The following is a 21,914-nucleotide window of genomic DNA, read 5'->3' on the forward strand; positions in this document are numbered from 1 at the left end:
ATGGCAGATCCATTTGGATTTTTAAACTATTCTCGAAAGGAAAATCCTTATCGACCAGTTCATGAACGAATAGCGGACTGGAATGAACTGCAGATTCCTTTAAAGGAGGATGAGCGTCAGGAACAGGCTGCAAGATGTATGAACTGCGGTATACCATTTTGTCATACAGGTATTTTTTATGGAGGAAAAAGAGCTGTTTCAGGATGTCCGAATGACAATCTTATCCCAGAGTGGAATGATCTGGTTTATCGTGGTGAATACAAAAAAGCCTGGGAACGTTTAAGCAGAACAAACCCATTACCGGAAATGACTGGAAGGGTTTGTCCTGCTCCCTGCGAAAAGTCCTGTACGGAAGCGTTAAATGGATCAGGAGTCGCCATTCATGATAATGAACGTTTCATTATTGATACAGCATTTGAAAATGACTGGGTGAAGCCTACAGGTATACCCAAAGAAAAAACGGGGTTCAAAGTTGCTGTTATCGGCAGCGGACCGGCTGGTTTATCTGCTGCCTGGCGATTGAATCAGCTGGGACATGAAGTGACTGTTTATGAACGCTCAGATCGTTTCGGCGGATTGCTAATGTATGGTATTCCCAATATGAAGCTGGATAAAACAGTGGTCCAACGTCGAATTGATGTTATGGAGGAAATCGGCATCAATTTTGTTGGAAATACTGAAATAGGGGTAGATATTACAGCAGCAGAGCTGTCTCAAGAATTTGATCGAATTATTGTGGCAACGGGTGCGAGTGTGCCAAGAGATTTGAAAGTTAAGGGCAGGGAATTACAAGGAGTTCAATTTGCGGTGGACTATTTGACTGAAACAACAAAGGAAGTACTGAAGGATGGAACAGCTGCTGCAAATAAAAAGCTGGAGGGCAAGCATGTAGTTGTGATAGGCGGAGGAGACACCGGCAGCGACTGTATTGGATCGGCAATTCGACAGGGGTGCGCTTCTGTGAAACAGCTGGAAATTACGCCTAAAATGCCTGGAAGCAGAACGGAGAATAATCCATGGCCGGAATATCCGCTTACTGATAAATTAGGATATGGACAGGAAGAAGCACTGGCTGTTCAAAAGGAGGAGCTGACAAGTTATCAAACGTCAACCACCTCTTTTATCGGTGCAGAACGGGGTCAGCTGATTGGAGTGGAAACAGTTCAGGTTGATCAGAATTTTCAGCCGATTGAAGGAACAGAAAAAACAATGAGAGCTGATTTGGTTTTGTTGGCAATGGGGTTTATCGGACCTGAAAAAAGTTTGCTGGAGCAGCTGGATGTTGCAGAAGTGTATGATAACTATACAACAAATAATGAACGTGTCTATGTTGCCGGTGATGCGAAACGCGGCCCAAGTCTGGTGATCTGGGCGATCAGAGAAGGTCGGCTGGCAGCTGAGCATGTGGATAAAACATTGAGGGCACTTGTTGCTCAGTAGATTCTGTTCATTTTATGAATAACCTGATTATTCGTAGAGAACTTCCGTGTTACTTACAGCTGATTTTTTTGTAAGCTCTTGACTAACAAGAAAATACGTGGTAAAGTTTTTAGAAATAAATGAGAATACAATGAAAAAATAATGATCAGAATAGTAGACAGCTGCAGCAGTTTCAGAGAATTTCCGGTTGGTGCAAGGAAATAACTGCGGGATGTTGAACACACCTGTAAATTGTTTTTCTGAATAATCGTAGGAAAAATCGGGAATTGCCCGTTATCGCTTTTAGTCGTAGACTAGCAGAGGTTTTTGCTGTGAGGTGAAAACAAATCTGAGGTGGGACCACGTGAAAAAACTTTCTCGTCCTCTTGGCTTATTTGCCAAGAGGACTTTTTGGTATTCTGTGAAAATGGACGATTACCATTTGGATGGATACTCTTATTTATGGATGAGACCGAATGCGGGAGTTAAAAAGAGGGCAATAAACAAAAAAGACAGAGATTACATAGTAAATTAATGAATATATATTGAAGATGAGCAGTTAGAGAAGGGGTTTGATGGATATGAAATGGAATCGCAGCTTGCCGTCGGGAACAAAGGATAAATTATTTCGTGAAGCAAACGGTGCATATCAGTTGGAGCAGCAGGTGAATCAGGTTGTGAAAAAACGCGGGTATCAACGTGTGGATACACCATTGATTGAATTTGAAGATGTTTTTCAAGCAGATGATGGGGAAGGTCTGCTGTATCGATTCTTTGACAAGCAGGGACGATTACTTGTTCTGCGGCCGGATATGACTATGCCTATAGGAAGAGTAGCGGCAACGACAGGTATCCAACTGCCATTAAAGCTGGCATACAGCGGAAAGGTTTTTCGCTTTAACAACGAGATGGCGGGGGAACAGAATGAATTGACACAGGCAGGAATTGAGCTGATTGGCTTTACTTCAGCAAAGGCTGAATTGGAATGTGTCAGCTGTGCTGTAGAGATATTAAATACATTGAATATTCCAAATTTTCATTTTGAACTTGGTCATGCAGGAATATTTAAAGAAATTGCTGCCTATCTGAAATTGAATGCTGAAGAAATCAGAACGTTGAAAGAGCTGTTAAGCAATAAAAATTTGAGTGCATTAAAGGTTTTTATCCAAAATCATCCGAGTGAGCTGGATCATTTTATTGAAGAGATGCCCAAGCTTTTTGGAGAGGTAGAAGAAGTGATGGCATCTGCTCAGCAGCTGTTACCTGAAAATACAAAGCTGGCAACTGTTATTGATGAATTTAAAGCAATGGCTCGGATGCTTCAATCAAATATAAAGAGTATTTCGTTAACTGTTGATTTAGGTTCTGTTGCGCTGATGGATTATTATACCGGTATTTTATTCAATGGCTATGCTGATTTAATCCCGGACGTATTTTTGCGGGGCGGCCGATATGATCATCTGGTGGAACAGTTTGGACATACAGGAATTCCCGCTGTAGGCTTTGGCATCAATTTGGATACACTGGTAGCTTTGCAGTACCGGTTGGAATTGCTGGCAGACCTTGAACGACCAAAAGTACTGGTTCATGCGGGGATTACAGATTATTCAGCAGCAGAAGAGCTGGTGAAAAAGCATGAAAGCTATGAGCTTTCTCTGTTTGACACATGGGAAGAAGCGCTGGAATACGGGAAAAAATGGCAGTATGAAGAGCTGGTTTTGATAGAAGGACAAAAGACAACCCGAATAAAAGTAGGTGAACAGGTAAATGAGTAATTTGACAATTGCCCTGACGAAGGGAAGATTGGAACGGCAGACTCTGGAGCTTTTTGAGAAGGCGGGTATAGATGTTTCATTTATGAATGACAAACAGCGGAAACTGGTTTTTCATAATGTAGATCAGTCGCTGACTTTTTTATTGGTGAAAGCGGCAGATGTGGCGACTTATGTTAGACATGGTGTGGCAGACCTTGGTGTTGTTGGAAAAGATGTTCTGTTTGAACATCCTCACGGATACTATGAAATGCTGGATCTGGAGATCGGTAAATGTAAATTTTCAGTTGCTTCTGTAGGCACTTATCAGCCTCATGATCATAAGAGAAAAAGGATTGCAACGAAATATCCAACTATAGCCTCGGACTATTTCAGAGAAAAAGGCGAAGATGTTGAAATCATTAAAATTGAAGGCTCAGTAGAAATAGCACCAGTCTTGGGTCTGGCGGATGCAATTGTTGATATTGTTGAAACAGGGACAACATTGAAAGAAAACGGACTTGAAATTTATGAAGATATCTGTGATATTTCTGCACGGATAATTGTTAATAAAGCAACATTAAAGAGGAAGCGACAGGCAATATTTGAATTGTTTCAACAGTTGGAGACAGTAATCGGAAAAGAGGGATAGGATGAAGTGGCTTTCAGGAACAGCAACAGAGATTTTATCTGAACTGGATAAGGAAAAATATGTAAGAAAATCAGAAGATCAAAAGGTTGAAGAATCAACTAAAGAAATTATTGATACCGTGATTCAGCTGGGAGATCAGGCATTGCTGGATTACTCCAAACGCTTTGATCAGGCAGAAATTACTGAGCTGGAAATTTCGGCAGCAGAGGTTGATCAGGCTTATCAGAAAGTGGACAGTAAAATCCGACAGGCATTGGAGCGGGCAAAAGAAAATATTATCAGCTATCATCAAAAGCAGAAGCAATACGATTTTATGGATACTGAAAAGGATGGCGTTTTTAGAGGACAGCTGGTTCGACCTTTGGCACGTGCAGGAGTCTATGTTCCAGGAGGTACAGCAGCGTATCCATCTTCCGTTCTAATGAATGTTTTGCCGGCAAAAATTGCAGGAGTCAAAGAAATTATTATGGTTACCCCGCCTTCAAAATCTGGTATTCCGCCCATTATCTTGGCAGCTGCAAAAATCGCAGGGGTTGATCGGATTTTTCAGGTTGGAGGTGCACAGGCTGTTGCCGCACTGGCATATGGAACGAAAAGTATTCCTAAAGTCGATAAGATTGTGGGTCCAGGAAATATCTACGTTGCAACAGCCAAAAAGCAAGTCTTTGGAGCAGTTGGTATCGACATGATTGCCGGACCATCTGAAATTGGAATTTTGGCTGATAAACAGGCCAATCCAGCGTTTATTGCAGCAGACTTGCTGTCACAGGCAGAGCATGATAAATTGGCGCGAACATTTTTAGTTACTGATTCCAGAGTGCTCGCCAAAGAGGTAGAAAAGGAAATAAAGACTCAGCTGGCTGACCTGCCTAGAAAAGAAATAGCAGAGTTCTCAGTAGAAAATAATGGCTGGCTGATTGTAACTGATTCTAAAAAGGAAATGTTTGAAGTGATGAATGAAATTGCTCCAGAACATTTGGAAGTACAGATGGAGGACCCAATAAGTTGGCTTCATCAGATTCAAAATGCCGGGTCCATTTTCTTGGGAGCTTATACATCAGAACCGGTCGGCGATTACTTATCCGGAACTAATCATGTGCTGCCAACCAGCGGGACAGCTAAGTTTTATTCTCCTCTGGGTGTTTATGATTTTGTAAAATACAGTCAGGTTAGTTACTATACAAGAGATGCGTTGGCAGAGGTTCAGGAAGACATCGCACTTCTGGCCAGAGAAGAGGGACTGGAAGCTCATGCACGGGCAGTAGAATGTCGATTTAAGGAGGAAGAACAATGAGAACAGCAGCTTTAACCAGAAGCACAGCAGAAACAACGATTGAACTGGCACTAAACCTTGATGCACAGGAGCCGGTCAGTATTGATACAGGTGTCGGTTTTTTCGATCATATGCTGACCTTGTTTGCCCGTCACAGCCGAATGTCTCTGGAAGTAAAGGCTAACGGAGATCTCGACGTAGACAGCCATCATACTGTCGAAGATGTTGGTATTGTATTAGGTCAATGTATAAAAGAAGCACTGGGAAATAAGGCAGGAATCAACCGTTATGGCACCAGCTTTGTTCCTATGGATGAAACATTGGGGATGGCTTCACTTGATTTGAGCGGAAGATCGTATCTTGTATTTGATGCAGTGTTTGATAATCCGAAACTGGGTACTTTTGACACGGAATTAACGGAAGAGTTTTTTCAGGCACTGGCATTTAATACACAAATGAATCTTCATTTAAAGATTTTACATGGTAAAAATAATCATCATAAAATAGAATCTTTGTTTAAAGCTGCCGGAAGAGCACTAAGAGAGGCGATCACTTTGAATCCTGAAATTAACGGCATCAATTCAACGAAGGGAACATTGTAGATGATTGTAATTATTGATTATGACACAGGAAATACACTAAATGTGCAGAAAGCACTAAATTATGTGGGACTCGAAAATAAGTTATCCTCAGATGTGAAGGAGATCGAAGCAGCAGATGGTCTGATTTTACCAGGAGTGGGCGCATTTTCTTTGGCAATGGCTGAGCTGGAGAAAAGAAACTTGATCCAGCCAATCAAACATGCTGCGAAAAAAGGTATTCCGATTTTGGGTGTCTGTCTTGGAATGCAGCTGCTCCTTGAAGGAAGTACTGAAAACGGCTTTACCAGAGGGCTGGGACTGATCGAAGGGATCTGTGAAGAAATTCCTCAGGAAAAGAACTTTCCTGTTCCTCATATGGGTTGGAATGATTTGATTGTTACAAAGGAGACGCCGCTGACTGCGGGTGCAGCCGGTAAATTTGTTTATTTTGTCCATTCCTATTATGCAGACTGCGACCCGGATAATATTGATGCACTGGCACAGTATTCCATCAAAGTTCCGGCAATGATTTCAAAGGGAAATATTTTTGGGACACAGTTTCATCCGGAGAAAAGCGGTGAACCTGGGTTGAATATATTGAAGGGCTTTAAGGAGGTCGTTGATCATGTACGTATTACCGGCAATTGATATACGCGAAGGAGAAGCAGTTCGCTTGGTCAAAGGTGATTTTGCCAGGAAAACAGTTGTGAATGAAGATCCTCTTGCTCAAGCTCGTGAATTTAATCAGTCAGGACTTCAAAATCTTCATATTGTTGATTTGGATGGAGCATTGGCTGGGGAAACAACAAATGCACCGCTGATCAGGCAGATTAAAAGCGAAACGGGACTAACTATCGAAGTAGGCGGCGGAATTCGTTCAATGGAGCAGATAAAAGAATATATTGATTCCGGTGTAGACAGAGTCATTATAGGATCAGCTGCTCTAAAAAATCCTAAGCTTGTAAAAGAAGCGGTAAAAAAATATCAGGAAAAAATTGCTGTGGGGATTGATGCAAAGAATGGGAAAGTTGCTGTCAGCGGCTGGTTGGAAGTCAGTGAAACAGACTATTTGACCATGGCAAAAGAAATGGCTGAAATCGGTGTTCAGACAATTATTTATACAGATATTTCAAAAGACGGGACATTAACCGGACCGAGTTTTGAACAGTACCAGCAGCTGCAGGAAGCTGTTCCAACGGTAAATATTGTTGCTTCCGGCGGTGTGAGCAGTAAAGAGGATTTAGTCAAATTGTCGGAAATCGGTGTATATGGAGCGATAGTTGGCAAGGCCTTTTATGAAGGGAAAGTAACGCTTGAAGAAATGCAGGAGGTAGAAGCTTTATGCTGACCAAACGAATCATTCCCTGTCTGGATGTCACAGATGGACAAGTAGTCAAAGGTGTAAACTTTATAAACTTAAAAAGTATCGGTGATCCAGTAGAAATTGCTCGAGCATACAACGAGCAGGGGGCGGATGAAATTGTTTTTCTTGACATCACGGCGACCAGTGACCAACGGGAAACAATGATAGCGGTTGTAGAGAGGACCGCTGCTGAAGTATTTATTCCGCTGACTGTAGGTGGAGGAATACGTTCAGTTGAGGATATGAAAAAAATGCTTCAGGCCGGAGCAGATAAAATTTCCCTGAACTCGGCTGCGATTCAGAAGCCGGAGCTTATTCAGGCCGGAGCAGAAAAATTCGGTGCGCAATGTATCGTTGTTGCGATTGATGCAAAGAAAACCGCTGCTGGAAACTGGCACGTATTTGTTAAGGGGGGAAGAGAAGATACAGGTTTGGATGCTGTTGAGTGGGCCCAAAAGGCTGTTGCTTTGGGTGCCGGAGAAATTCTTCTGACCAGTATGGATGCAGATGGGACAAAAGCAGGGTATGATCTGGAATTGAATCAGGCAATCTGTGAAGCAGTAACAGTTCCGGTAATTGCCTCCGGCGGTTGTGGAAACAGAGAAGATATTTTAGAAGTTTTTGAGAAGACAAATGTTACAGCCGCATTGGCAGCCAGTATTTTCCATTACGGTGAGGTGAAGATTCCCGAGCTGAAGGAATACTTAGCAGAGGAAGGAGTGAGTGTTCGCTTATGAAACCCGATTTTTCTAAAGGACTGATTCCTGCAATAATTATTGAGGATCAGACAGATGATGTTTTAATGCTGGCTTATATGAATGAGGAAAGCTTCAATAAGACACTTGAAACCAGAACAACATGGTTTTATTCCCGTTCCCGTCAATCGTTGTGGAATAAGGGAGAGACCAGCGGGCACATTCAAAAGGTGAAAAAAATTGCGACGGATTGTGATCAGGATACCTTGCTGATTCGAGTAGACCAAACGGGACCAGCCTGTCACACAGGCGCTCACAGTTGTTTTTTCAATGTGATAGTTGAGGAGGAACAAGCATGATTGAGATCTTGTATAATGAAATTTTAGAGCGAAAAGAACAGCCCAAAGAAGGCTCCTACACAAACTACCTGTTTGATAAAGGGCTTGATAAGATCTTAAAAAAAGTTGGTGAAGAATCAACTGAAGTAATTATTGCTGCAAAAAACAATGATCAGGAAGAACTCATTTATGAAACAGCAGATTTAGTTTATCATATGTTGGTGCTTCTGGCTGAAAAAGGCGTGTCATTGGATGAGATAAAAGCGGAACTGGAAGAGCGGCAGGGAAAACTGAGTGTGACGAAAGATCGCGGAGAAATAGAAAATTTATAATAAAAAAGACGGAAAATGATGTAAGAGTGTCCTACAAAGTTAGACTAAAAATCTAATGGTTGGCATTGACTCATGCAGCACCTTCTGTCTTTTTCATATTCAGCTTTTCAGAGAATCTCAATCAGAGCGGATGATTTCGTTTATAGGCAAGACTTTCTCTAAAAGATAGGTCTTGTCATCTGCTTCATCATATAATGTGTAAGGGATATCATTTTTTGTTTCAATAATCAGATGAAACCCGAAAGAATCTTGGACAACCAGACGTTTTATGTTCCATTCGATTAAACTGAATGTCAGCTTTTTTCCGTCAATTTGGATCTGCAGCTGATCGTCTATAGACAACTGATGCTGGGTAGCCTTCATTTTATCTACAAACCACCATTGACCTTGGAAAATTTTTATTAAATCAGAAGCAGTCAGATTGGATTCCTGGCTACTCTTATTTTTCTTAAACAGCAGAGAACTTGCAATCCCTGTCAGAACAGAAGCACCAATTAAAAACGACCAACGCTTTTTCATCACTCAACCTCCAGTTTTCTTTTAATCATAGCACGAATCAGAAAATTTGAAGAGCTGGAAACATGATTATTAACAAAATTTAACGAAGCTTAAAAATTAGTAATGGGACTGTGACATAAGTATGTCTGAGATCCCTAAAACTGAATAAACGGTGTTCCAGAAGCTGTCTCTTCGGAAATAAGTCAAACGATACTGAAAATATGAGTAGCTCCAGGGAGGTATCCATTCACAGCTAGTCATTTTATGACTAGTGTTCTTTGACAATTTTCGTATATTCCGACTTATTGACATAAATCACTACGATTGACTTGTCAGAGTAGATGATGCATGATACCTACCTGATTCTTGAGGCAGAACACTTCTGCTCCTGTGATTACTCGTCGCATGAAGTGCTTTGCTCCTGCGGTTACTCGTCGCAGTTAAGGATGTGCAAGTGCTCCTGCGGTTACTCGTCGCAGTTAAGGATGTGCAAGTGCTCCTGCGGTTACTCATCGTATGGAGAAGCTTTGTCACAACCTCAGTAGAAGTTGATTGGTATAATAAGGCTTATTATCAATGAGTGTTGTTGCGCACGCAATTGCAGGTGTTGCGTTATTTTTAATAGGAATACGTAGTAAGATTATTTTTGAGGAGGGAATGAGAATTGGAATTGAATGAAAAACTCAAATCTCAAAGAATAGCAATGGGATTTACTCAACAAGAAGTAGCCGACAAAGTTTTTGTCACCCGGCAGACAATCTCAAAATGGGAACTGGGGAAGAGCAGGCCGGATCTGGTTTCCCTAAAATTATTAAATGAGCTGCTGCAGACAGATTATTTGAAAACAGAGGAGGGAAAGGAAAATTATGAAATGAATATAACAATAAAGGATATCTTCTTAACTTTTTTATTTGGTGTTTTGTTTTTACCAATACGATGGGTCGTTTCATTTCTTCATCCCAAGAGGAACTGGGTGTCAGTAAAATTGGGGTTAATTCCTATAGTTCTGATTTTTTTGTTCTGTATATGCGATCTCTAAAAGAGTCTGCTTTCGTAGCTGTTGGTGTATTGCTGATTTTAGGTTACTATTCAATGGTCTGCTATTATTCTTCAGATAGCGGAAAGGAAGAGAACGAGCGAAGTTCGAACTGAGCAGTTTTTTATATGTTCTGAAAGAGGTCGTTCAATAATAATCAGGCTGCTTATAGAAGATGTAAAAACAGCATTTTACTGAGGGTATTTTTCTCTTATTAAATATTGTGCGGTGATTCATTTTCTTCATACTTCTTATCACTCCAACTTATTTGTCTAAACTTTGGAAAATGTGGTATTGTTTTGATGAGAGGTGTTTAAATGATCGTATATCCGGATGTATATCGGGCAAGATTTGTTTGTAGACCAAATCGGTTTATTGCTGAATGTATAGTAGAAGAAACAGGAGAAAAAGTAACTGTTCATGTAAAAAATACAGGGAGAGGGAGAGAAGTTTTTCTGTCGAATGCAGAAGTTGCATTAAGTTATCGACCTTCGCCGAAAAGGAAAACAGATTATGATTTAATCGCAGTAAAAAAAGGCAGACAATGGTTCAATATTGACAGTCAGATACCTAATGCACTGGCTGCTGAAGGTTTGTTAGACGGAACAATCGAGTTGCCTGGACTAAATGGCGAGATTGCTTCAATTAAACGTGAGAAGAAATATGGGAACTCTCAATTTGATCTGTTTATTGAAACAAATAAAGGGCAGCAGGCTTTTGTGGAAGTGAAAGGAATGACCCTCGAAAATGAGCGGATTGGTGCCTTTCCAGATGCTCCGACACTGAGAGGTTTAAAGCATGTGAAAGAATTGACTGCGGCGATTCATGCAGGCTATCAGTGTTACGTGCTGTTTATTGCTCAGTTTGAACAAATTGATGTAGCAACTATTAATGATGAGATGCAGCTGGAACTGGCGCAGGCAGTTTTACTGGGACAAGAGTCCGGACTGCAGGTTCTGACTTATAATTGTCAGGTTACTCCTGAAACAATACGTGTATTAAAAGCAGTTCCTTTTGATTTAAATCAAAAGTTTAAACAACCAGAATAAAGAAAGGTGAGGATAAAATGATTCATCTGGGTATTATTGGAACAAACTGGATTAGCGATCAGTTTGTAGAGGCGGCATTAAAGACTGGGAAATATGATTTAGCAGCAGTATACTCCAGAAAGCTGGAGAGCGCTCAGGCATTTGGCGAAAAATATGGTGATGTTGAATATGCAACCGATCTAAAAGTATTTTTTGGAATTGAACATATAACTACAGTTTATATTGCTTCGCCTAATTCTCTGCATTTTGAACAGGCAAAGCAGGCAATACTGGCTGGAAAAAATGTTATTGTTGAAAAGCCGGCATTTTCAACACCGGATGAGATGGATGAAATTATTTCACTTGCCAATGAGAAAAGGGTGTATTTTTTTGAAGCAGCTCGGAATATCCATGAAAAAAGTTTCAAAAAAATTGGTTCGCTGCTGCCGTTGAAGAATGAGATCATCGGAGCGAATTTTACCTATATGAAATACTCTTCCCGTTATGATCAGGTTTTAGATGGACAGGAACCGAATGTGTTTTCTCCATATTTTTCAGGTGGAGCACTAATGGATTTAGGTATTTATCTGGTGTATGCTGCGGTTGCATGGTTTGGTGTTCCGGTTGAAAGTCATTATTTTGCACGAAAGATTTCGACTGGGGTGGATGGCTTGGGAACGGCAATTTTACGCTATGATCACTTTGATGTGACGATTCAGGCAGGAAAAATCGGTGATTCATTTTTGTCTTCTGAAATTTATTTTGACAGTGGTACACTGCTTTTAGATGGGATTAATTCTATTTCGAAAGCTGAGTTTCACGATCGAAGCCATCAACAGATAGAGCGCATTTCTTTGACAGCGGAAGAAAATCCAATGGTGGAAGAAGCTGCTGACTTTGCTAATGTTATTGAAAACCCAAATGATAGGAACTGGGGCCTTCAATATGAGGAATGGGTGGAGCTGGCTCGTAATGTCAATCGAGTGTTGACTTATTTGAGAAAAGATGCAGGTATTGTATTTGAGGCGGATAAAAAGTAAAATAGAGACAGGCTTATTTCCTCTGAAATAAAGAAATAAGAATAAATAGCAATTGAGAAAAATGAGATCATTCAATCAATTGTTTTTTGTTTGCTCATTGGATTGCGTCGGCAAAATCAGCAGATGCTGAATTCTAGGCATGTCGGGATAAATCAACGGACAGACAGTTTTGGTGATAGAAAAAAAGGGAAACTTTTGATTAAATCTTTATCCATGAAAGGAACTATATGAATTTTGTAAATCAACTACCAGAAGTTTGGCAGGAGAAATGGCAGACTTCTGGTTTTAACGAACCTTCAGCTATTCAGAAAAAAAGTTTTCAGCCTTTATCTGAAGGAAAAAATGTAAGAGGAATTTCGCCTACCGGTACAGGTAAAACACTGGCTTATTTATTGCCGCTGCTGTTGAGAACAACTGCCCATTCAGGAAGCCAGCTGCTGATATTAGCACCTTCTCAGGAATTAGCCGTGCAGATTGGGCAGGTCGCACAAGAGTGGGGTAATCTGCTTCAGTTGAAAACACAGACGTTGATCGGTGGAGCAAATGTTAAACGGCAGATAGAAAAGCTCAAAAAGAAGCCGGAAGTACTGATTGGTACTCCTGGTAGAATAATTGAACTGATCCGGGCGAAGAAAATTAAAAGTCATCAGCTTAAAACAATTGTGATGGACGAAGCTGATCAGCTTCTGCAGAAAACGGATCTGGATCTGACCCGACAAATTCTGCAGAGTGCTCCTGTTGACTTCCAGCTGGCTTTTTACTCTGCAACTGCAGATCGAATTGAATCAGAAGTGTCTGAGCTTGCGGAAGAAGTTCAGACAATTGATGTATCTGAAGAGGATCAGTCAGCGGGCACAATTCACCATTATTACATAGAAGTACCGTTTAGAAAGAGAAAAGACTTTCTGCAAAAGATGCTTCATGTCCCTGAATTCTATGGAATGGTCTTTTTTAATCAGCTGTCAGATTTAGGTGCAGTTGAAGAGAAAATGATTTATGATGGGTTACCGATTCTGGGGCTGGCTTCTGATCAGAATAAGCAGCTGAGAAAACTGGCAGTCAGTCAGTTCTCTAATAAAAGAGTAAAAATGTTGCTGACAACAGATGTCGGTGCAAGAGGACTTGATTTTACGGAAGTCGCATATATTATTAATGCAGATGTTCCGTTAGATGCCGTCAGCTATGCTCATCGAGCCGGCAGGACAGGACGAATGGGTGCAGAAGGAGCGGTTATTACTTTTATTAATGATCGGACAAAAAGAGACTTTCAGCGTTTGATGAAAGCAGCAGCTGTTTCAGCAAAAGAAATTTTTCTTTATGGTGCGGAATTTCATGAAACCAGAAAAGAAATAGAGGCTGGGCATTTAAAAAAGGAAAAGTAACAACTATTTGTCGTGTTTGCATTCATCAGGCGTAAAGGGAGGCTAAGCATGAAATCCAGAAAAGAAGAAATTTTAGCTTTGTTAGAGAATACAAAGGTTGGTATGACAGCTGCTGATATCGGGGAGAAACTATCTATTGACCGAAGCAATGCAAGCCGATATTTAAGTGAGCTGTCGAAGGAACATAAAATTCGAAAAAAAGAAGGACGTCCGGTTGTTTATACGTCTGTTTTTGAAGAAGATATGATTCATGTTGACAGTTCAAGTGAAGTTTCATTTGAAAATCTGGTTGGTGCCAATGATTCACTGAAAATAAGTATTCAGCAGGCGAAAGCGGCTATTCTCTATCCGCCGCGGGGACTCCATACCATTATTTTTGGTGAAACAGGTACAGGGAAGTCGCTATTTGCGGAATGTATGTACCACTTTGCTGTGAGCTCCAATACATTGCCGGAGAATGCACCGTTTGTTTCATTTAACTGTGCAGACTATGCTCAAAATCCTCAGCTGCTTTTTGGCCATATTTTTGGTGTGAAAAAAGGAGCCTATACCGGAGCTGAAAACGATAGCCCGGGACTGATTTCAGAAGCAGACGGAGGTATCCTTTTTCTGGATGAAATTCATCGTTTGACTCCAGAAGGACAGGAAATGCTCTTTACGTTTATTGACAAGGGCATTTATCGTCCGCTGGGCGAAAGCGGCAAGACCTATAATGCTTCTGTACAGATTATCGGTGCTACAACAGAATCCTCCGAAAGTTTTCTGACGACATTTAATAGAAGAATTCCGATGGCAATTACACTACCCAATTTAGATGCCAGATCGTTGGATGAGCGTTATGATATTATCTCTTTGTTTATCAAACAGGAAGCTAATCGGCTGAATCAGCGAATCAACATTGAAAGAGAAGCGATTTTAGCATTTATGCTTTATGATGCTGAAGGAAATATCGGTCAGATTAAGCGGGATTTGAAGCTTGTTTGTGCCAAGTCTTTTCTTCATTACCGAACGCACAATGAGGTCTTTTTAATGATTAGGAAGAAGGATCTGCCGCTGCAGGTTCAAAAGGGCTTATTGAAAATTAAGGAAGTTTCCGATCGGCTGGATCGTTTTGTGGATGGAAAAAACAATTATCTAAGCTTTGAACCAGGGACAAATGAAGTGGTCTGGTCCAGGGACCCGGCAAGAGATATGCAGGTTTATAATGAAATTGAAAAAAAAGTTGCTTCTTTGGCTGGAAATGAGCTTGAAAATATTGATCTGGAAGAATTAATTTCTACAGATATGGATGCATATTTCCAAACCTATGTGAAGGAGCTGACTCAAAATTCCATTCACAAGGAGCTGCTTCCGGAAAGCATCTGGAAGCTGACAAACCGCTTGTACGACCTGGCGGAAAAACGTTTATCACGCCAATATAATGAAAATGCCCGCTTTGCTTTTGCACTCCATCTCCAAAGTACGATTGAGCGTGTTCGTGAAGGTCATGTGATTGTTCACCCCAACCTGAACAATATTCGAAAACAAATGAAGAAAGAATTTCAGGTGGCCATTGATCTGTCTGCAATTATTGAAGAAGAGAATGATATAGAGATTCCTTTTGATGAAATCGGCTTTATCAGCATGTTTCTTTCTATTGATGTGGGAGACAAAGAAAAAGTTGAAGTAAATAATGTCGGTGTAGTTGTTTTAATGCATGGTGATTCCACAGCCTCCAGTATGTTGAAAACAGCACAGGAGCTTTTGGGGACCTCCACAGGAGTGGCGATGAATATGCCATTGACAATGGAAGTTCAGACGATGTATGAATATTTGAGAAAATATGTTGTGGATCATCAGGATTCATTAAGTAACGGGATGCTGTTGCTAACAGATATGGGATCGCTGAATTCATTTGGAAATATGATTTATGAAGAAACTGGGATTCGAACAAAAGCTATTTCGATGACGAGTACGATGATCGTGCTGGAAGCGATTCGTATGTCCAGTGTCGGAAGAAGCTTGGAAGATATCTATCAGAACATCCAGATGTCTCTTGAGGGGATTATTCGCGAACAATTCCGAAGCAGCTTGAAAAATCCTAATCAGGTAAAAAAGGCAGTCGTTGTTACCTGCTTTACCGGAGAAGGAGTAGCAGCAAGATTGTATCAGCGAATTTTGCCTGTCATTGATGAAGAAAAGGTTGAAATTATCCAAATGCAGTTTTTGGAAAGAGAAGCCTTTAAAAAGCATATAGACAGTTTGATGGAAGAATATGAAATTAAAGCAATTGCTGGAACTGTAGATGTTGAGTATCAAAATATTCCTTTCTTTTCAGCGTACGACATCTTCGATGATGAGAAGCTTAATGTACTGAAGCGAATTGCAGGAGATGAAGTGCCGACAGAAAAGATTGTCCGTTCATTAAGTGATACAATTACTACGGTGGATTCATTACAGAAACTAATTGCCATGCTCCAAAAAACAGTTCATCAAATTCAGAGTGATATGCATATTATTGTTGAGCCGGGAGTGGATGCCGGCATTGTGTTCCATTTGGCTTTTCTGGTTGATTCTATTATTAAAGGAGAAGAAGGCAGAGGCTTTGAAGGTCTTTCCGAATTTATGAAGAAGTATCGACTGGAAACTGATGTGGCCAGAACGAATATGATGATAATCGAAAAAGCCTATAGAATCAAGGTTCCTGAGGCTGATATTGCACATTTAACCAAAATGTTTTTAGATAATAAAATCAGAAAATAGAATTTACACACTAAATTTTTGTGTGTAAGAGAATAATAAAGTGTGCAAGACTAAGTGGTATAGATCAAAACCCTGATATGATGGGATTTGGTCTATACTGTTTTTTGGCACGTTTATTGCTTATATAATTGTGTAATCAAATAATTTAGGGAGATGAAAACAATGGCTAAAAAAACAATTATGCTAGTTTGTTCTGCTGGAATGAGCACCAGTCTGTTAGTAACTAAAATGCAAAAAGCTGCAGAAGCACGTGGAATGGAAGCTGATATCTTTGCTGTATCTGCATCAGACGCTGACAACAATTTAGAGTCAAAAGATGTAAATGTATTATTATTAGGCCCGCAAGTACGTTTCATGAAAGCTCAATTTGAACAAAAACTTGCACCAAAAGGTATTCCGTTAGATGTTATCAACATGGCTGACTATGGAATGATGAATGGTGAAAAAGTTTTAGATCAGGCAATTGCTTTAATGGATTAATTTAAACAATCAGTACTATTTAAGGAGGAATGAAAATGGAAGAACAACCAAATTTAGAAGCTATCATGGGTTTGATTATGTATGGTGGTAATGCCAAGAGTGATGCAATGGAGGCCATTGCATCAGCGAAAGAAGGAAACTTCGAATTGGCGGATCAGAAAATTGCTGATGCAGAGGCATCATTAGTTGAGGCACATCATTCTCAAACAGGGTTGTTGACTCAGGAAGCTCAGGGAAATAACATTACTGTAACGTTATTAACTGTTCACAGTCAGGACCACTTAATGACTTCAATTGCTTTTACAGATTTAGCAAAAGAAATCATTGATGTATACCGTCGTATCGACGCAAACTAATAATCATTCTTTTTTGAACGGAAGATTGAGAGAGTAACTAAAACTTTTTGAACGGAGTTTTAATTCTTTTAATTTAGAGAGCATGGCTCTTTAGATAAATACTATTTATAGGGGGATATAAAAATGAACGCTTTAACAGCTTGGATGGAGAAGCACATTCTTCCAATTGCCGGAAAAATCGGTGCGCAAAAGCATTTAGTGGCTTTACGTGACGCATTTATCGGCACAATGCCAGCAACAATGGCTGGTGCGATTGCCGTAATGATCAACGCAATCATTCGTGATTTACCGCCGGCATTTTGGCCTAATTATGATGGTTCGACAATTCCGGTTATCAGGGAAATCATTTCAGTTAATGGGTATGTATGGAACGGTACATTGGCAATTGCTGGTTTGATTTTTGCTTTTTCTTGGGGATTTAACTTAGCACGTGCTTACAACGTAAACGACCTGGCAGGTGGTATTGTAGCTCTTGCAGCATTTATTCAAGGTATTTCATTTGGACCATCATCATCTGCTGATTTAGGTATTAAAGTTCCGGATGCAGTTGCTGAAGCAATCAACAATGCAGAGATTGGCGCAACGATTGATGGCAGCACTTTAAACGTAAATCTTTGGGGCTGGCTTAAATTAGGTCATTTAGATGGTAACGCATATTTCACCATCATGATTATTGGTGCCTTGGCAACCATTATCTATGCAAAACTAATGTTGGCGAACATTACGATCAAAATGCCTGATCAAGTACCGCCGGCAGTATCAAAAGCGTTTGCAGCGATTATTCCTGCAGCAGTGGCATTATATGTAGTAGCAATTATTAATTTTGCAGTGGCACAAATAACTGACGGACAGTTACTGATTGATTTGATTCAGAAATACATTGCAGAACCGTTCTTGGGTCTGACTCAAGGCTTTGGAGCAATTGCATTGATTCAGGTTGCTATCCAAATATTCTGGTTCTTTGGTATTCACGGAACCAACGTTATGGCACCGGTTCTGGAAGGGATCTTCGGTGTTGCTCAGTTGAAAAATATTAATATTTTTGAACAAGGCTACAACGGTGTTAAAGGTAGTGCTGCCGTATTGGAAGCGATCAAAGATGGAAAAGCGTACTACTGGGTTCGCGGATCATTTGATGCGTACACTATGTTTGGTGGTTCAGGTGGTACAATCGTGCTGTTGTTTGCAATCTTCATTTTTTCAAAACGTGCAGATTACTTAACAGTTGCGAAATTGTCAATTGGACCTGGTTTCTTCAACATCAATGAACCAGTAATGTTTGGTTTGCCAATCGTATTAAATCCAATTATGTTTATTCCGTTTATCATTGCACCAGTAGTAACTACTGCAATTGGATACTTTGCAACTATTGGCGGATTGGTTAATCCGGTATCACAACAAGTGCCGTGGGTTGTTCCTCCAGTGCTATTGTCATTCCTTGCAACAGGAGCTGACTGGAGAGCACCGATCGTAACACTTGTATGTATTGTGGTCAGCTTCTTCATCTGGGTACCGTTCGTTATTGCAGCGAACAAGATGGACCCTTCATTGGGAGAACCTGATAACAAATAATTGAGTTACTAAAATAGTTGCTTCCGCTTCTACGAGGTGAAGCAACTATTTTTACTAGTATGAATTTAGGCGTTCAAAAGTTAAACGAATTTTTCAGAGGGCTTCAAATAAAACTTTGTAAAAAAAGATGTTTTAAGGATTACTGAAATTTTTTTAACAAGGTAATCTAATAAATAGAAAGAGAAAGAAAGGAAGATGGACATGATTGCAATTTCAAGCGCAATGCAGCAGGACGCAATTAAAGAATTATTAGAAGGCTACAGTGAGGGGGATTTTACATATACCTTTAAAGAAAAACAGGGAATTAAGTTAATCTTTGAAGTAACCGGAGACAGCGAAGAAGCCGCTGCCAAAGCAAAACAGTTAATCAAAGGTGAGTCTTGGGGAAATGTTCTGTATTTCCAGTCAGCTGCAGTTTAACGAGTAGATAGGATGAAAAATCATGATGATGAAAAACGGAATATTTTTATGTAGTATTGGTTTATTGGTTTTTGTGTATTCAGCGAACATGAGTACCGGGAAATATGATTTTTCCAGTATGACTACAGCAATTTCCTTAATTGCTGCTGGACTATTCTTCTACTTTAGAGGGAAGAAAAAGGAAAAGCAAAAGGATGATTCAAAAAATGGTGAGGTGAAGAAATAGTGGAAGTTGTAAAAAAACTAAATATTCCTGCACCTGTCTTTTACAAGAAAATCATTGAATCTGTTATTTATGATATCAGGGTACAAACGGGAAAAGATGTCACAGAAAAGCAATTGAATAATTTTGAATATGTTAAAACATTTTCAAAAAGCCAGCGGGCAAAAATAAAAATCGATAAAATTGAAAAAAATTCTGCTTATCATTTTTCTACATCTACGACTAAAAATGAATTTAAAGTGAGTTACGATATTACAATGATCGATGACAATTCCTGCGAAATCCGTTATGCTGAAAGCATGGAGTCATATGGAACTCTTCAAAAAATGAATGATATAGTACTAAGTATGCTACTTGGTTTTTTCAAAAAGCGTCAATTTAAAAAAATGTTGGAACAAATGGAAAATTCATAATTGTAAAATAGAAGAGGTTGGGACTAGCATCATAAGATGAGGCGATAATGTTCCTTCCTTTTTTCATTTTAAAGCAGGAAAGGATGGGGAAGCATGGAGCATATCAGAAAACTGGAACTGAAAGATACAAAAGCTATGTTTGATCTTGCTGCTTACGCGTTTAATTCTGAAGTATCGGATGAAAGAAAAAAGAGATTTGATTGGATTGTAGAACACTCGGAAGCCTACGGATATATTGAAGGGGAACAGTTAACAAGTCAGCTGTTGTCAACGCCATTTGCTGTTGATTTTCATGGGAGTAAATATAAAATGGGTGGTGTCGGCTGTGTGTCTTCTTATCCAGAGTATCGGCGGCAAGGGAGTATAACTGCTTTGATGAGAAGGCTGCTGTCAGATTTAGCTAAAGAAAAAACAGCATTGTCTTATCTGTCTCCATTCTCCTATCCATTTTATCGGCGTTATGGGTATGAACAGCTTTTTGAACAGATCATCTATCGAATTGCGAGTACTGACTGGCCGAAAACAACAGCTGCTGAGAGTTCAGTGTATCGAGAAGATTGGTCCCATGCTAAATCTGTCATTGCTGAGATTTATGCGGAGGAACTTGTCAAACATCCCGGAGCTCTGGTTAGAGAAGACTGGTGGCTGGAATACAAATTTGCACAGGGAAATGAGTTTCGGTTTGCCATTGCAAAAAGCAAAGAGGGTCAACCGCTAGGCTATTTAGTTTATAAGGTTACTTCAGAGGAATTTACGATTAACGAATGGAAGGCATTAAATAAAGATGCCTATTCAGCACTGGCTGGATTTATCGGTTCACACAGTGGTACTACCCGACAGTTCTACTATGAAAAAGGCTTTATAGGTGAAAATCTAAGCTATCTGATGCCTGCGCCTGTGGTTGAAATGAAGCTGGTGCCGTATATGATGGGGAGAATCGTTGATTTTAAAATATTTATTGCTTCTTATCCGTTCCAAAAGTATTCGACAGAATATCAATTTTATTTGGAAATTGTTGATGAGTTTGCCCCATGGAATGCAGGTTTCTGGCAGCTGAAAGTCAAAGATGGAACAGCTGTTTTAAATCAAATTGAAGATAAAGTGTTTGTTGAAGGAAAAAGAGTTTTGAGCTCTGGAATTCAGGGATGGACGCAACTATTGATGGGATATCGTACAGGGGCGGAGCTGAATTTTCATGAAATACTATCCGGCAGCAGAGAAATGGTCGTGCTTTTAGATCAGCTGATTCCTGATGGCAAACCGGTTTTGGAAGATTATTTCTAAGCATAAAAATAACTGGGCATTCTCTGCATACCATGTACTCTTACAGAAAATGCTCAGTTTTTTAATTTATGAAAGACAGAAGGCTTATTTTTTCTTTTCATCTTTTTCAGTTGCCTTATGCTCCTTCAGTGCTTTTTTGATGATCTCTTCTTTTTCCTGTTTGTAATGATCCTGTCGCTCCGCAAATACTTCTTCTTTTGATTTTTCTGTCATACTGTTAGCACTCCTTATTCATTTATTTACTTAATCATAGCATCTCATCCGCTTCTTTTCGATCTATTTGCCTGAGAATAGCAGAAAAAATGAGAAAATACTAAAACTGCTGAAATAAAACGAAAGCGCTGTCTTTTTTGCAGACTATTAATGATTTGCCTGAGAATCACTGATTAAAGATATATTTTTTTAGACTATCCAGTTGCTTGGCAGATAGTCATTGACAGGAACAGGGAAGAAATTTAAAATAGAGAAGTATGTTTATTTAACTGTTTTCGTTCAATAAGCAAGCTTATTTAAATAGTCCCCTTAGTAAAATGGATATTACAAGACCCTCCTAAGTGGTAGTAGTTCCAATCCCTAGGAGGGTAAAAAGAGCAGATTTGCCAACAAAAATTTAATATGTCCTCGTAGCTCAGCTGGATAGAGCACCGCCCTCCTAAGGCGGGTGTCGTACGTTCAAATCGTATCGGGGACGCCATAGAAATTACGTCGAAAGCCTTTATTGATAAGGGTTTTCGGCTTTTTATATGTTGCTCTCTATGGGTATATTTTCTTTTAATTACAATAGATGTCGGTGCTTTGTTAGTAGCCTTTTTTGCTAACAGCCTTGCTAACACTCTTTTTTTTAGTCTTGAATTTCTTCGTTTTTTTCCTTTATTTGCTAACACTTTTTGTTAGTTTCATTTGTCAAATTAACCTAGACACCATCTCATCATCCATATAACTCAAAAATACTTCCATGGGGGTTCGATAGTTCAGTGATTTCCTTGGAATATGATTCCTTTTTGAGGCAACCGATTGGACAAATGCCTCATCAACT

General features: G+C 39.8%; 24 protein-coding genes, 1 tRNA gene, 1 pseudogene and 1 other annotated feature. Of the genes and pseudogenes, 23 read left to right on the plus strand and 3 right to left on the minus strand.

From position 1 onward, the window contains the following. From IW492_RS01350 to hisE, 10 genes are all read left to right on the plus strand, one after another. Positions 1-1,440 (plus strand): glutamate synthase subunit beta, encoded by a 1,440-nt coding sequence (locus tag IW492_RS01350; protein ID WP_202064387.1) that lies wholly within the window; start codon positions 1-3, stop codon positions 1,438-1,440. Positions 1,441-1,572: 132 nt separating this feature from the next. Further along, positions 1,573-1,808: a binding site (T-box leader), on the plus strand. A gap of 186 nt (positions 1,809-1,994) precedes the next feature. After that, positions 1,995-3,194 (plus strand): ATP phosphoribosyltransferase regulatory subunit, encoded by a 1,200-nt coding sequence (hisZ, locus tag IW492_RS01355; RefSeq protein ID WP_229442549.1) that lies wholly within the window; start codon positions 1,995-1,997, stop codon positions 3,192-3,194. Further along, complete coding sequence (gene hisG / locus IW492_RS01360; protein ID WP_202064388.1) at positions 3,187-3,822, plus strand: ATP phosphoribosyltransferase; 636 nt, start codon at positions 3,187-3,189, stop codon at positions 3,820-3,822. The genes hisZ and hisG overlap by 8 nt, the downstream gene beginning before the upstream one ends. A gap of 1 nt (position 3,823) precedes the next feature. Next, entirely contained in the window at positions 3,824-5,116 is a 1,293-nt protein-coding gene (hisD, locus tag IW492_RS01365; protein ID WP_202064390.1) for a histidinol dehydrogenase, read from the plus strand. Continuing rightward, a complete protein-coding gene (hisB, locus tag IW492_RS01370; RefSeq protein WP_202064392.1) occupies positions 5,113-5,697 on the plus strand; it encodes an imidazoleglycerol-phosphate dehydratase HisB in 585 nt (194 codons plus the stop codon). The genes hisD and hisB overlap by 4 nt, the downstream gene beginning before the upstream one ends. Then, positions 5,698-6,324: an imidazole glycerol phosphate synthase subunit HisH gene (hisH, locus tag IW492_RS01375; RefSeq protein ID WP_202064393.1), complete on the plus strand. Its 627-nt coding sequence runs from the start codon at positions 5,698-5,700 to the stop codon at positions 6,322-6,324. Further along, on the plus strand, positions 6,302-7,024 hold the full coding sequence (gene hisA / locus IW492_RS01380; RefSeq protein WP_202064394.1) for a 1-(5-phosphoribosyl)-5-[(5-phosphoribosylamino)methylideneamino]imidazole-4-carboxamide isomerase: 723 nt from the start codon (positions 6,302-6,304) through the stop codon (positions 7,022-7,024). Before hisH ends, hisA begins: the two co-directional genes overlap by 23 nt. Then, the gene (gene hisF, locus IW492_RS01385; RefSeq protein WP_202064395.1) at positions 7,018-7,776 is read left to right on the plus strand and encodes an imidazole glycerol phosphate synthase subunit HisF; all 759 of its coding nucleotides are present in this window, start codon (positions 7,018-7,020) and stop codon (positions 7,774-7,776) included. The genes hisA and hisF overlap by 7 nt, the downstream gene beginning before the upstream one ends. After that, positions 7,773-8,093, plus strand: coding sequence for a phosphoribosyl-AMP cyclohydrolase (gene hisI / locus IW492_RS01390; protein WP_202064397.1), 321 nt, complete (start codon positions 7,773-7,775; stop codon positions 8,091-8,093). Before hisF ends, hisI begins: the two co-directional genes overlap by 4 nt. After that, positions 8,090-8,404 (plus strand): phosphoribosyl-ATP diphosphatase, encoded by a 315-nt coding sequence (gene hisE / locus IW492_RS01395; RefSeq protein WP_202064398.1) that lies wholly within the window; start codon positions 8,090-8,092, stop codon positions 8,402-8,404. Before hisI ends, hisE begins: the two co-directional genes overlap by 4 nt. A gap of 117 nt (positions 8,405-8,521) precedes the next feature. On the opposite strand, the gene IW492_RS01400 is transcribed toward hisE, so the two are convergent. Further along, on the minus strand, positions 8,522-8,923 hold the full coding sequence (locus IW492_RS01400; RefSeq protein WP_202064399.1) for a DUF4828 domain-containing protein: 402 nt from the start codon (positions 8,921-8,923) through the stop codon (positions 8,522-8,524). Positions 8,924-9,566: 643 nt separating this feature from the next. Between IW492_RS01400 and IW492_RS01405 the strand changes: the two genes are divergently transcribed. The 12 genes from IW492_RS01405 (at position 9,567) to IW492_RS01460 (ending at position 20,878) form a co-directional block, all read left to right on the plus strand. Then, positions 9,567-9,941: a helix-turn-helix domain-containing protein gene (locus tag IW492_RS01405; protein ID WP_202064400.1), complete on the plus strand. Its 375-nt coding sequence runs from the start codon at positions 9,567-9,569 to the stop codon at positions 9,939-9,941. A 317-nt stretch (positions 9,942-10,258) separates the two neighbouring features. After that, positions 10,259-10,987, plus strand: a complete 729-nt coding sequence (sfsA, locus tag IW492_RS01410; protein WP_442896283.1) for a DNA/RNA nuclease SfsA — start codon at positions 10,259-10,261, stop codon at positions 10,985-10,987. A 17-nt stretch (positions 10,988-11,004) separates the two neighbouring features. Continuing rightward, positions 11,005-12,006 carry a Gfo/Idh/MocA family protein gene (locus IW492_RS01415; protein ID WP_202064404.1) on the plus strand — a complete coding sequence of 334 codons (1,002 nt, stop codon included), beginning with the start codon at positions 11,005-11,007 and terminating at the stop codon, positions 12,004-12,006. A gap of 227 nt (positions 12,007-12,233) precedes the next feature. Continuing rightward, positions 12,234-13,388, plus strand: coding sequence for a DEAD/DEAH box helicase (locus IW492_RS01420; protein WP_202064405.1), 1,155 nt, complete (start codon positions 12,234-12,236; stop codon positions 13,386-13,388). A gap of 48 nt (positions 13,389-13,436) precedes the next feature. Then, on the plus strand, positions 13,437-16,130 hold the full coding sequence (locus IW492_RS01425; RefSeq protein ID WP_202064407.1) for a sigma 54-interacting transcriptional regulator: 2,694 nt from the start codon (positions 13,437-13,439) through the stop codon (positions 16,128-16,130). A gap of 162 nt (positions 16,131-16,292) precedes the next feature. Continuing rightward, a complete protein-coding gene (locus IW492_RS01430) occupies positions 16,293-16,610 on the plus strand; it encodes a PTS sugar transporter subunit IIB (protein ID WP_202064408.1) in 318 nt (105 codons plus the stop codon). A gap of 35 nt (positions 16,611-16,645) precedes the next feature. Continuing rightward, positions 16,646-16,966 carry a PTS lactose/cellobiose transporter subunit IIA gene (locus IW492_RS01435; RefSeq protein WP_202064409.1) on the plus strand — a complete coding sequence of 107 codons (321 nt, stop codon included), beginning with the start codon at positions 16,646-16,648 and terminating at the stop codon, positions 16,964-16,966. Positions 16,967-17,110: 144 nt separating this feature from the next. Further along, entirely contained in the window at positions 17,111-18,538 is a 1,428-nt protein-coding gene (locus IW492_RS01440) for a PTS sugar transporter subunit IIC (protein ID WP_442896284.1), read from the plus strand. 201 nt (positions 18,539-18,739) lie between these two features. Then, positions 18,740-18,958, plus strand: a complete 219-nt coding sequence (locus IW492_RS01445) for a hypothetical protein (RefSeq protein WP_202064411.1) — start codon at positions 18,740-18,742, stop codon at positions 18,956-18,958. A 22-nt stretch (positions 18,959-18,980) separates the two neighbouring features. Continuing rightward, positions 18,981-19,184 carry a DUF3188 domain-containing protein gene (locus IW492_RS01450; RefSeq protein WP_229442531.1) on the plus strand — a complete coding sequence of 68 codons (204 nt, stop codon included), beginning with the start codon at positions 18,981-18,983 and terminating at the stop codon, positions 19,182-19,184. Beyond that, on the plus strand, positions 19,184-19,594 hold the full coding sequence (locus IW492_RS01455; RefSeq protein ID WP_202064412.1) for a DUF3284 domain-containing protein: 411 nt from the start codon (positions 19,184-19,186) through the stop codon (positions 19,592-19,594). The genes IW492_RS01450 and IW492_RS01455 overlap by 1 nt, the downstream gene beginning before the upstream one ends. Positions 19,595-19,687: 93 nt before the next feature. Continuing rightward, a complete protein-coding gene (locus IW492_RS01460) occupies positions 19,688-20,878 on the plus strand; it encodes a GNAT family N-acetyltransferase (RefSeq protein WP_202064413.1) in 1,191 nt (396 codons plus the stop codon). Between the two features lie 84 nt (positions 20,879-20,962). Here the strand turns inward: IW492_RS01460 and IW492_RS18250 are convergent, their stop codons facing one another. Beyond that, complete coding sequence (locus IW492_RS18250) at positions 20,963-21,091, minus strand: hypothetical protein (RefSeq protein ID WP_267491509.1); 129 nt, start codon at positions 21,089-21,091, stop codon at positions 20,963-20,965. 404 nt (positions 21,092-21,495) lie between these two features. Between IW492_RS18250 and IW492_RS01465 the strand changes: the two genes are divergently transcribed. Continuing rightward, positions 21,496-21,572 (plus strand) — tRNA-Arg (locus IW492_RS01465). 209 nt (positions 21,573-21,781) lie between these two features. Here the strand turns inward: IW492_RS01465 and IW492_RS01470 are convergent. Continuing rightward, positions 21,782-21,914: pseudogene (locus IW492_RS01470) on the minus strand (IS30 family transposase); the annotation flags it as partial.

The sequence above is a fragment of the Enterococcus sp. BWB1-3 genome, assembly GCF_016745275.1.
Lineage (GTDB): Bacteria > Bacillota > Bacilli > Lactobacillales > Enterococcaceae > Enterococcus_L.